Origin of the sequence: Chryseobacterium endalhagicum (assembly GCF_016745235.1) — a bacterium.
Lineage (GTDB): Bacteria > Bacteroidota > Bacteroidia > Flavobacteriales > Weeksellaceae > Chryseobacterium > Chryseobacterium endalhagicum.
Genome location: NZ_JAELVM010000001.1, coordinates 1,281,878 through 1,293,359 on the forward strand (window position 1 = coordinate 1,281,878; position 11,482 = coordinate 1,293,359).

General features: G+C 39.3%; 9 protein-coding genes. 5 read left to right on the forward strand and 4 right to left on the reverse strand.

Features of this window, described 5'->3' with window-relative positions; all coding sequences use genetic code 11:
- Positions 1-420: 420 nt before the first annotated feature.
- Complete coding sequence (locus tag JET18_RS05660; RefSeq protein ID WP_202089640.1) at positions 421-2,541, forward strand: type IA DNA topoisomerase; 2,121 nt, start codon at positions 421-423, stop codon at positions 2,539-2,541.
- Between the two features lie 3 nt (positions 2,542-2,544).
- Here the strand turns inward: JET18_RS05660 and JET18_RS05665 are convergent, their stop codons facing one another.
- Positions 2,545-2,967 carry a hypothetical protein gene (locus JET18_RS05665; RefSeq protein ID WP_202089641.1) on the reverse strand — a complete coding sequence of 141 codons (423 nt, stop codon included), beginning with the start codon at positions 2,965-2,967 and terminating at the stop codon, positions 2,545-2,547.
- Between the two features lie 681 nt (positions 2,968-3,648).
- Between JET18_RS05665 and JET18_RS05670 the strand changes: the two genes are divergently transcribed.
- The 4 genes from JET18_RS05670 (at position 3,649) to JET18_RS05685 (ending at position 7,540) form a co-directional block, all read left to right on the forward strand.
- The gene (locus tag JET18_RS05670; protein WP_202089642.1) at positions 3,649-4,071 is read left to right on the forward strand and encodes a PaaI family thioesterase; all 423 of its coding nucleotides are present in this window, start codon (positions 3,649-3,651) and stop codon (positions 4,069-4,071) included.
- A 112-nt stretch (positions 4,072-4,183) separates the two neighbouring features.
- Positions 4,184-4,528, forward strand: a complete 345-nt coding sequence (locus JET18_RS05675) for a phage holin family protein (RefSeq protein ID WP_202089643.1) — start codon at positions 4,184-4,186, stop codon at positions 4,526-4,528.
- Positions 4,529-4,785: 257 nt separating this feature from the next.
- A complete protein-coding gene (locus JET18_RS05680; RefSeq protein ID WP_202089644.1) occupies positions 4,786-6,780 on the forward strand; it encodes a S9 family peptidase in 1,995 nt (664 codons plus the stop codon).
- A 268-nt stretch (positions 6,781-7,048) separates the two neighbouring features.
- Positions 7,049-7,540, forward strand: a complete 492-nt coding sequence (locus JET18_RS05685) for a DNA-deoxyinosine glycosylase (RefSeq protein ID WP_202089645.1) — start codon at positions 7,049-7,051, stop codon at positions 7,538-7,540.
- Positions 7,541-8,164: 624 nt separating this feature from the next.
- On the opposite strand, the gene JET18_RS05690 is transcribed toward JET18_RS05685, so the two are convergent.
- From JET18_RS05690 to JET18_RS05700, 3 genes are read right to left on the reverse strand one after another with little or no spacing between them, the layout of a single operon-like run.
- A complete protein-coding gene (locus tag JET18_RS05690; RefSeq protein WP_202089646.1) occupies positions 8,165-9,199 on the reverse strand; it encodes a phosphotransferase enzyme family protein in 1,035 nt (344 codons plus the stop codon).
- On the reverse strand, positions 9,190-10,095 hold the full coding sequence (locus JET18_RS05695) for a sugar phosphate nucleotidyltransferase (protein WP_202089647.1): 906 nt from the start codon (positions 10,093-10,095) through the stop codon (positions 9,190-9,192). The genes JET18_RS05690 and JET18_RS05695 overlap by 10 nt, the downstream gene beginning before the upstream one ends.
- Positions 10,085-11,482, reverse strand: a complete 1,398-nt coding sequence (locus JET18_RS05700; protein ID WP_202089648.1) for a Gfo/Idh/MocA family protein — start codon at positions 11,480-11,482, stop codon at positions 10,085-10,087. The genes JET18_RS05695 and JET18_RS05700 overlap by 11 nt, the downstream gene beginning before the upstream one ends.

Below are 11,482 nucleotides of genomic sequence, written 5' to 3' on the forward strand. Positions count from 1 at the left end.
AGTAAATAGCTTTTTTAAGGCACAAGAAAATCCAAGATTTTCAGCAAGGATAATGATGAATAAACATTTTTTGTGACCCGTAATCTCAACGTTATATAATTTTATCGCAGATAAAATCCTGCTGGCACGAGCGGGACGCTCGCGCCAGCAGAGGGTTAAATTGTTTCGTCGCTGCACTTCTCGCAATGACAAGCGGTACTCAATTTTATCGCAGATAAAATCTTTGCGCCTTAAAACAATACAAAAGAAAAAAAATTGCGTCTTTGCGATCCCCAACAAACTGCATTAAATTATTTCCTCTGATTTAAAACTCTTTTCCATATAAATTCATTTTAAGCAAAACAAAACCAGCAACAACTAAATTAGCTTAATCCAAAAAAAATCCCGAATTTTGTCCCCCTTCAATAATCCCGAATATTCATGAAACTTTGTATTGCCGAAAAACCCAGTGTTGCCAGAGATATTGCCAAAGTATTGGGTGCTAATGTGCCTAAACAGGGCTATATGGAAGGAAACGGCTATTGTGTGACATGGACCTTCGGGCATCTTTGTACCTTAAAGGAACCTCACGATTACGGGCCCCAGTACAAATCCTGGAATCTTTTTCTGCTGCCGATTATTCCTCAAAGCTTTGGGATTAAATTAATTCCCAACAAAGGCGTTGAAAATCAGTTTAAAGTCATTGAAAGATTAGTAGAGGAATGTGACGAGGTGATTAATTGCGGGGATGCCGGGCAGGAGGGTGAGCTTATTCAGCGATGGGTTTTGCAGAAGGCGAAATGCAACAAACCGGTTCAGCGTCTGTGGATCTCATCCCTTACTGAAGAGGCGATTAAAGAGGGTTTTGCCCGTTTAAAGCCTGCTGAGGATTACAAAAATCTCTATCTCGCAGGCAATGCAAGAGCCATTGGAGATTGGCTGCTGGGAATCAATGCTACAAGGTTGTTCACGAAAAAATTTGGTGGAAACAAGGCGGTTCTTTCTATTGGAAGGGTGCAGACTCCTACGTTGGCGATGCTGGTTCAGCGGCAGAAAGAAATTGATGCTTTTACGACAGAAGAATATTGGGAACTCAAAACGAAATACCGTGATGTGATTTTCAATGCGGCCATTGACCGTTTAAAAACACTGGAACGTGCAGAAAAAGGGCTGGAATATCTTAAAGTCAATCCGTTTGAAATTGTTTCCTTTGAAATTAAAGAAGGAAAAGAAAAAAATCCGAGGCTTTTTGACCTGACGGGCCTTCAGGTGGAAGCCAATAAGAAGTACGGATTTTCTGCGGACAATACGCTGGGTTACATTCAAAGCCTTTATGAAAAAAAGCATGTGACTTATCCGCGTGTTGATACTACTTATCTATCCGAAAGTTTATATCCGAAAATAGAAGGGATTCTTCAGAGAATGAATTTCTATCAGGAATTGGTGGCACCTTTACTGCAGGAGCCTATTCCCAAATCCAAGGCTGTTTTTGATGATGCAAAAGTGACGGATCACCACGCGATTATTCCTACTGAAGTTCCGCCTTCACAGAATTTAAGCAGAGAAGAAAAATTAATTTACGATCTGGTTGCAAAACGTTTCATTGCTGTTTTTTATCCTGAATGTAAAATTTCCAATACTCTGGTAGAAGGAAAAGTAGGAACCATTCCTTTCAAAACGAGTGGAAGACAGGTTCTGGAACCGGGATGGAGAGCTGTATATGCAAAAGAACCGAAGGAAGAATCCGCAGATAAAGAAAAAGAGAAAGAGGAAGAACAGACCATTCCGGAATTTACCGTGGGCGAAACCGGACCTCATGATCCCATGATCCACCAGGGGAAAACTACGCCTCCAAAACCATACACGGAAGCAACCTTACTGAGAGCGATGGAAACTGCCGGAAAGCAGGTGGATGATGAAGAGCTTCGTGAAATGCTTAAAAACAACGGAATCGGAAGACCGTCTACCCGTGCCAATATCATTGAAACCCTCTTCAAAAGGAAATATATTGAGAAGAAAAGGAAGAATCTGATTGCTACCCAGACCGGGATCCAGCTCATTGATACCATTGAGGACGAATTGCTTAAAAGCCCTGAATTAACGGGAGAATGGGAACTGAAACTCCGTAAAATTGAAAGCGGTGAATACGAAGCCAATCAGTTTAAAGAAGAGTTGATCCAGATGGTAACGGAACTCACTAAAAAGGTGGTTGACGGAAAAGGAAAAGTAATCATGCTGCAGGAAGAGGAAAAAGTGGAGGAGAAGAAAAAAAGAGAACCTGCTCAGAAAAAAGAACTTCAATCCTGGGAGGAAACCAAGTGCCCGAAATGTAAAGAACATCATCTGATTAAAGGAAAAGCGGCAGTAGGCTGCTCAGATTTTAAGAATTGCGGTTTTAAAATCACTTTTGATATTTTCGGGAAGAAACTTTCGGATAAGCAGCTTTTAGATCTTGTTTTAAAAGGGAAAACTTCAAAACTGAAAGGTTTCAGCACACATCCGGAAACTTTGACAGAAGGAGTTCTGACCATTACAGAAGAATTTCAGGTACAGCTTTCCTAAGATTTAACGGAATAATTTATCATACCAGCCGCTGAGGTCTTTTTTGATTGAATCATGGTATTTGCAAAGTATTTGAGCCAGTTCAAGCTCCGATCTTTCGGAAGCAAAGGTATTCAACGTCATATAGCCGAAAAAGTTACCGTTCTCATCCAAAATTGCCGGCGGATAAGAAGCATAAGTACTCCACGGAGAATACGTGCTGTAGGAACTTCCATAGTTCCCGGAGCTGTTCCAGATCGATTTTGAACTGAGCACATTTCCATAATCTCCAAAAGAATTCCAGATTGAATTTTTATCGAACGTATCACAGTTTAAACAACCCAGATATTGATCCTTATCGGAACCGCCGTAAAGATGCAGTGCCTGCGAATAAAACACAGAACAAAGCAGGAAGCTCAGAAGCGTGAAAAGTTTTTTACAGGTCATAAAATCATCCGTTTACAGCAAAAATAATCTTTTGGGTTGAATAAAAGCTTTCCATTACCACAATCATCTGTGTAAATCTGCGTAATCCTTAGTAAAAACGCTTCGACTCCGCTCAGCGTGACAAAATACTCCGCAAAGCAATTGATAGATACATAAACTTAATGATTTAAAAAGCTTTCCTTCAACAGAATCATCTGTGTAAATCCGTGCAATCCGTGGTTAAAAAAACGCTTCTTCTCCGCTCAGCGTGACAGCAAGCACTACGAAAGGCAATTAATGGAAGCAAGGTTTTTGGTTAATAAAACTCATATAAAAACCATTAAGGTTCATTAAGCTTTTAAGAATATTAAGGTTAGTTTCACTTTAAGAAATACCGCTTAAAAAATCATTTGATTTTTCTTAATTTTCCTTATCATCTTCATTGATCTTAATGTTTTAAAAGCTTTCTATCACCACCATCATCCGTGTAAATCCGCTTAATCTGTGGTTAAAAAAAACGCTTCGACTCCGCTCAGCGTGACAAAATATTACGCAAAGCAATTGATAGACGAAACATCATATCAGGCACGAATAAAACATTTATCCTCAAAAACTCACAATAAATACCAAACTTGTTCCGTATTTTCTGGTATTTCTGAAAAACATTTGTGTACTTTGTATTTCCATTTTAATTCATTATTCATGACTCCAGAAAAAAAGAAACTCATTACCGACAGTTTCAGCCGCTCCGAAACATTGAAATTTTACAACGCTGAATTATTAGAGGTCGATACCGGTTTTGTGTCCATCAAAATTCCTAAAATGGAAATGATGACCCGTAAAGCAGGAATGTTCAATGGTGCTATGATTGCTTCACTGGTGGATGTTTCTTCGGGATATGCTTCGGTCAGTCATTACAAAGATGACTGCTATGTCGTAACCGTTGAACTGAAAGTCAATTATCTTCGTCCTGCATTTGGGGATGCCCTTATATCAAAGTCTTACGTCATAAAAGGCGGAATGCAGATCATCGTGGTAAGAACTGAGATTTACGTGATCAATGAGAGTACAGGCTCCGAAAGTCATGTAGCCACTTCACTGGTAACCATGATGAGGACAAAATAAAAAAATAGCAGACTTTAAAATATTCTGTAAACGAAGAGCCAGAAAGGGTTTTTTACTATAAATGGAACAGGTTTTGCTCCATAAACACCATTAAACATTAAAAAATAATAATATGAACTTAATTATCAGGCTGCTTGTTACAGCAATTGTTGCCTATCTTCTGACGAAGGTGCTTCCGGGCGTACATTTCGAAGGTTTTTCTTCGGCAATTATCTTCGCCATTGTACTGGGGATATTAAATATATTTGTTAAGCCTATTCTCGGACTTTTGGGACTGCCGCTTACGATTATTACGTTGGGATTATTTGCTTTGGTGATCAATGCTTTGATTATTCTGATTGCAGATTATTTTATAGACAGTATGGTGGTAGACGGCTTCTGGTGGGCACTTATCTTTAGTGTGCTGCTGTCCTTTGTCACCTCTCTGGCAAACTCCATGTTTTCGGACGGAGATTAATTGAAATAAAGAGATATTATATGGGTTCCGCCGGCTGAAAGCCGGCGGAACTTTTTATTTAAAAACTCTTCTCACTTTTATGAAGCAGAAACAAGAGGGCTGTATTTCCTGAATGATTGCCCTCCAAACAGAATTTTATTGTTAATTCTTTCGCTCATTTTTATTTTAAGTACTAACTTTGGAAATCTTTGAATTAATAAAAAGGATGTATACCACCACTATGGTTCCATACATTCAAAAAAAATGAATATCAACATATGAAACTTAAGTACAGCCTGCTGGCTCTGGCAGCTCCGCTTTTAATGAATGCACAACAACTCATGACGCCTGAAATTCTTTGGACTTTGAAAAAAGTAGGAGTACAGGCTGTTTCGCCGGATCAGGCTTCCCTGATTTATAAAATAGGACAGGTAGATCTGAAAACAGAAAAAACAAAAAGTGAGAGCTATTTTCTCAATGTTCTCAACAACCAGTCTTCCAAAATAGATTTCGGTAAAAAAGCCCTTATTCAGTGGGATAAAAACGGAATCTATGCTCAGGAAGGAGATAAAATCTATCTGTCAAAGGATACCGGAAAAACATGGTCCGAATTTTATACGATTGGCGAAGCTGATAATATCGTGATCTCTCCGGATGGTAAAAAAATCGCGTTCAGCAAACAGGTTCTGGTTGAAAAACTAATGGGGAAAGACAAATACAGCGATACCCCTAAAACTACCGCTCAGGTGTATACAGATCTGAACCACAGACACTGGGATTATTTCAATGAAGGAAAATATAACCACGTATTTGTTGTCAATACCACAGACAAAGCAGAATCGGCAAAAGACCTTTTGGAAGGTAAAACATGGGATTCTCCCCAAAGACCTTTCGGCGGAGCAGAAGACTTCATCTGGAGCCCGGATTCTACTCAGCTTTTATACGTTACAAAACCTAAAAGCGGGAAAGAATATTCTACAAGCACCAACACAGATATCTTCGCTTATGACCTTGCTTCCGGAATCACAAAGAATTTAACAGAAACCAATAAAGGATATGACGTAAATCCAAAGTTCAGTCCGGACGGAAAATCATTGATCTGGCAGAGTATGGCCAGAGACGGGTATGAAGCTGATAAAAATGATGTAAAGATCATGGACTGGAAATCAGGAAAAACAACGAATCTTACAGCAGGTTGGGATGAAAGTGTTTCCGGGGATGTATTGTGGAGCGGGGATTCGAAGAATGTCTATTTTACAGCAGCATTCAGAGGAACCAAGCAGCTTTTTTCAGTAGATACTAAATCGGCAAAAGTACAGCAGATTACAAAAGGTGATTTTGATGTTAACGAAATATTTACGGACAACAAAACTTCACTTTTAGTAGGAAGAACAGATATCAACCACGCCACCGAATTATTCTCTGTCAATCTGAAAAACGGAGAAATGAAGCAGGTGACAGAAGCCAACAAAGATACCTATGCTAAACTGGCACAAGGAAAATCTGAACTGAAGATGGTAAAAACATCAGACGGTAAAGAAATGGGCGTGTGGTTCCACTATCCGCCAAACTTTGACCCGAATAAAAAATACCCTACTTTGGTATACTGCCAGGGAGGTCCGCAATCTGCACTGACACAGTATTTCAGTACAAGATGGAACTTCTCTTTAATGGCAGCCAACGGATACATCATCGTAGCACCAAACAGAAGAGGAATGCCGGGCTGGGGAACAAAATGGAATGAAGAAATTTCCAAAGACTGGGGCGGACAGCCGATGAGAGATTATCTGGCAGCAACAGATTTCGCGAAAACATTGCCTTATGTGGATGGTGAAAGAGTAGGAGCTGTAGGAGCAAGCTACGGAGGATACAGCGTATTTATGCTGGCAGGAATCCATGAAAACAGATTCAAAACATTCATCGCACATGATGGTTTATTCGATATGAAATCTTGGTATCTTACGACGGAAGAACTTTGGTTTGCGAACTGGGATCTAGGTTCTCCATGGGAAAAACCGCTTCCAAAAGCATACACAGACTTCAATCCAAGCAATTTTGTAGAAAAATGGAACAAACCTATCATGATCGTTCAGGGCGGAATAGATTTCCGTGTACCTTACGAGCAGGGGCAGGAAGCTTTCCAGGCAGCTAAATTAAAAGGTCTGAAATCTAAGCTCGTTTATTTCCCGAACGAAAACCACTGGGTACTTCATCCGCAAAACGGATTGGTATGGCAGAGAGAATTCTTCGACTGGCTGAAGGAAACATTATAATTAGAATGTAAAATGAATAATGAAAATAATTTTTATTATTCCTTAAAATATCAATAGGAGCGGGCTTTAGCCCGCTTTTTTTATGCCAAACATTCAACGGCTTTAGCCAAAACCTACCGTGTTTTCCAACGTAATCATCTGCGAAAATCTGCGGAATCTGTGGTCAAAAATATAATGATACTATTAAAGATCTAGGTTTTATCTTTCATCTTTATTACCATTCAATGTTTTCAAGATTGAGCTTTAGCCAAAATGTATATATTTGAATATGCAAAACAGAATTTCCTCATTTCCACCCATCATCGATTCCCAATCCGAAATTTTAATTTTGGGTTCAATTCCGGGCGTGAAATCATTGGAAAAACAGCAGTATTATGCCCATCCGCAAAATAAATTCTGGACCATTATCTTTCACCTTTTCCATGAAGATTTTACGGATGATTATACCCAACGGCTTAATATCATAGAGAAACATCACATCGCAGTCTGGGACGTCATCGATTCCTGTGAAAGAAAAGGAAGCCTGGATTCGGAAATCAAAAACGAAGAAGCCAACCGGATCTCTGAACTTTTGGATGAACATCCCAATATCAGAGCCATTTTCTGCAATGGAGGAAAATCATATAAAAACCTTCAGAAACTGTTAGGAAAGAACTACAGATTGCCCATATTTCAGCTTCCTTCTACAAGCCCATTGCATACCGTTTCATTTGAGAAAAAATTAGAAGAATGGAAGAAAATTCTGGAATTCCTGACGTGAAATTTTTAACCATAAACATCTACTATGACTTTTGCTTCAAAAAAATATTGAAAAAGTCTCTCGCAGATTAAACAAATAAAGCAGAATTAATGCAAAGAATTATGACACAAATATTTTAGAATAAGTCTCCCGCAGATTTCTCAGATCACTCTGATGTTTACGTTAAAGTTTATTATATCTTTTTAAAATAATAAGCAATCATCTGTGAAAATCTGTGCAATCCGTGGTAAAAAATAAAAATCCCGGAAAAGGCAAATTCATACAAGCAGAAATCAAAGATGGGTATATATATTTTTTTGAAACATTAAGATCAATGAAGATGATAAGGATCGTCAAGAAAATCAAATGATTTTTTAAGCTCTTAAAGCGTAGCTCTCCTTAATAATCTTAAAACCTTAAACAATTCTTAATGGTTCAAAATATCAAATAAAATCTTTAGATTTTTCAAAAAACTTAAGTGCACTTCTTTCGCAGCAATCATTTAAACTTCAAATAAACTAAAGTGTTAAAAAACTTTTGCCTCTTTTGTGGTTTAAAACTTTCCCAGAGTTAAAGCAGAAAAATTATAACATAAACATTTGTGAAATCTCCGCAATCCGTGGTATAAAAAGAATAAAATCAAAGCTAATCAACCCGCAGATACCTTCTCAAACTCTTCAGCAGCTCCAGCTGGTTTCTCGTTCTGTCCAGATTATGTTCCGGATGTTTGGTAGCATAATAAGTACTCCCATTAAGATAATCAGTCAGAAAACGTACAGCCTGAATATAGATCACAGTTTGAGCCGCATAATCAAGATTTTCAAGTTCCTCAAAAGTCAGTTTTTCCTTTAAATACAGCAAAAATCCATCTTTTATAGTTCTGTAGATATGAGGATTAAAATTGTCATCAGCATAGCCGTTATCTTCATCTAGCGTATTGGTATACGATCTTGCCATATCTCCAAAATCATACAGAATGGTGGAAACTGTTACCGTATCCAGATCAATGACAGCCAGAGGTTTTGACGTGCTGTCAAAAAGGATATTCCTTACATTAGGATCTCCGTGGATGATTCTTTTCGGCAGAAGACCTTCTTTTTCCATTTCGATCCATTTCTCAGGAAGAAAAAGCAGTTCATTCGTTATTTTTATTTCCGGTCCGGCATTTTTAAGAAGAAATTCGTCTGCATTTTGTAAAGCAGTATGATAATCCTGCATTCTTTTTTCAAAATTAATAAAATCCGGAATCGGGGTCTGGATATCCGGAAGATTTTCGGGATTGACTGTATTTAGAAAACATCCGACCGCTTTTGCAGATTCATAAGCTGTTTTTATATCAGGAATCTTAAATAAAGTCTGGGCATCCTCTATAAAATGAAACATCCTCCACGATCCTCCTTCCTCATCTTTTGTCATGAAGCTCCCCGATAAATTTTCTTTCAGTTTCACCAGCTGCAGAGGGTAATCTCCTTGTTCCAGCATGCTGTTGATCAAAAGATGGTTATGCGTAATGATCTCCGGAAACGGAAAAACCTGGCCGTTAATTTTCTGAAGGATAAATTTTTCCTGCGAATCATGATCCTCCACCAGATAGGTCGTATTGATCAGTCCGTCTGTAACAGGGCTGATGCTGCAGTTTTCAGTCCCGGTAAATCCGGTAACGATTTGTTTTAATTCCATAAATCTTCGGGGTATCTGTTTCTTTCGGTTTCTGTGATCAGAAAGTCTTTAATACTGCTTTTATCATCCGCATAGGTTACTCCCATCCATTGGGAAGGAGAGGTTTTCACCAATACTTTTATCTTTTTTTCGTCAATCATTCTCTGCACTGCCGAAGGAATATAAAACTCCTCCGATGGTTGCGGGTCCGATTGTATAAATTCATTAAAATACACTTCAAGAGGCTTGAAAATTTCCGGATGAAAAATAAAAAAGTTCATAGAGACCAAAGCATTTGAACTGATCTCTACATCCTCTCCATTGTCAGTATACAGGATTGAATTTCCTTCCTTGCGTATAGAAGTCTGTTCCACAATTCTGATCAGGTAATTTTCATCATCCAGCGTACAGATTCCTCTCGCTACATTTCCGTTTCCGCTCAAAGTGGATCCCACAGGATAGCCTGCCATTCCAAACTGACTCCCTGAAATATGCAGGTCAATTTCTTCTGCAGCCAGCCGGTACACTTCTTTTCCGTAAAAATCATCGGCATTGATCATAACAAAAGGTTCCTGTATCGTATTTTTTGCACAAAGTACAGCATGCCCGGTTCCCCAGGGTTTTTGCCGTTGGGGGCCGTCATAACTTACATCCAGAAAGCTATCTTTTTCCTGATAAACCCAGTGAAGTTCGAAACCAGCTTTCATGGCTATATTATTCAATCTTTCAATATAGCTTTGAGGAATAAGTTGGTTGACAATAACAACAACCTTACTAAAACCCGCTTGCAGGGCATCATAAACCGAATATTCCAGAATAGGCGAGCCGTTATCCAGGATGCCGTCTATCTGTTTCAGTCCTTTATAACGGCTTCCCAGACCTCCTGCAAGGATAAGAAGTGTTTTTTTAGAACTCATCAGTCATTCCGAATACAGGTTTACGCGTTTTCCATTTTCCATTGGTAAAATCAGGAATATCTACGGCCTGACCGCCTTTGGCAATAGATTCTTCGCTGAGTGGCGTAATCGAATACCATAAAGCAAGATCATAGACATCCATCGGGAATTCTATATTTCGTTTGATGCATTCAATAAAAGTATTCATGACGAAGAAATCCATTCCGCCGTGTCCTGCACCTGCTGCGGTATTCTCAAATTTCTTCCACATAGGATGATCATAGTCTTTCATCCATTTTTCCGTATTCTCCCAGCGGTGGGTATGGTTCATTGTTTTTTCAAAATAAATATGTCCCTGGTTGAAATCTCCCCAGCCGAAATCCTGCCACAATCCTTCGGTACCCTGAACCCTGAATCCAAGGTCATAAGGTCTCTGCAAGCTCGTATCATGGGTTAAAAGAATAGTTTCTCCATTGGCACAAGCAATCTGTGTGGTGACAATATCTCCCTGGTTGAATTTCACTTTAGCGTTGGGATGATTTTCTCCTCCTTTTGGATGTTCCACAATGTATTTATGCAGTCCGACGGATTTTGATGAGAATGATGAAAGTCTGGTCAGGCGGTTTCCACGGTTAATATCCATCATCATGGCTACTGGTCCTAATCCGTGGGTAGGATAGAGTTCTCCGTTTCGTTTCACATAATGTTCCGTTCTCCAGTGGGCTTCACTGAAACCTTTTTCTCCAAACTCCGCCCCTGAATTGTACGGCGTGACACCGTCATTGAAAAGAACGCCTCTCAGATCGTGCTGATAGCCGCCTCTTCCGTGAACCAGCTCTCCGAACATTCCTTTGCGTACCATATTCAGAATGGCCATAATGTCTCTGCGGTAGCATACATTTTCCATCATGAAAATAGGAACTTTCGTTTCTTCATATACCTTGACAAATTCCCAGCAGTCCTGCAGTTTTATAGCTCCGGAAACTTCCATACCCACGATTTTTTTCGCTCTCATGGCTTCAGTACCCTGTGGAAGATGCCATTCCCATGGAGTAGCAATTACCACCGCGTCTATGGTTTTTAATTTCAAAAGATTTCTGTAGTCATACTCACCGTTCGAAAATTCCTGAGCGGTAGATTTATTATTGTCTTTTAAGATTTTCTGGGAAGCCGCAAGCATTCTTTTGTCCGGATCTGCAAACGCTACAATTTCCACATCATTTCGTTTGGCCAGCAGTTTTACATGTTCCTGTCCCCGGAGTCCTACGCCAATAAAGCCCACACGGACCTTTTTATCTGATTTAAAATCATTGGAATAGGCGAATAGGGAGTTGGGTAAGACCAGTGCGCCAAAGCTGGCCAGAGCAGCTGTTTTTATAAAGGTTCTGCGTGAAGAGGTGTTGTTCAT

Coding starts and splice junctions, on each gene's coding strand:
- JET18_RS05700 (WP_202089648.1), bottom strand. CDS start 11,482: ATGAACAACACCTCTTCACGCAGAACCTTTATAAAAACAGCTGCTCTG.
- JET18_RS05680 (WP_202089644.1), top strand. CDS start 4,786: ATGAAACTTAAGTACAGCCTGCTGGCTCTGGCAGCTCCGCTTTTAATG.
- JET18_RS05695 (WP_202089647.1), bottom strand. CDS start 10,095: ATGAGTTCTAAAAAAACACTTCTTATCCTTGCAGGAGGTCTGGGAAGC.
- JET18_RS05685 (WP_202089645.1), top strand. CDS start 7,049: ATGCAAAACAGAATTTCCTCATTTCCACCCATCATCGATTCCCAATCC.
- JET18_RS05670 (WP_202089642.1), top strand. CDS start 3,649: ATGACTCCAGAAAAAAAGAAACTCATTACCGACAGTTTCAGCCGCTCC.
- JET18_RS05665 (WP_202089641.1), bottom strand. CDS start 2,967: ATGACCTGTAAAAAACTTTTCACGCTTCTGAGCTTCCTGCTTTGTTCT.
- JET18_RS05690 (WP_202089646.1), bottom strand. CDS start 9,199: ATGGAATTAAAACAAATCGTTACCGGATTTACCGGGACTGAAAACTGC.
- JET18_RS05660 (WP_202089640.1), top strand. CDS start 421: ATGAAACTTTGTATTGCCGAAAAACCCAGTGTTGCCAGAGATATTGCC.
- JET18_RS05675 (WP_202089643.1), top strand. CDS start 4,184: ATGAACTTAATTATCAGGCTGCTTGTTACAGCAATTGTTGCCTATCTT.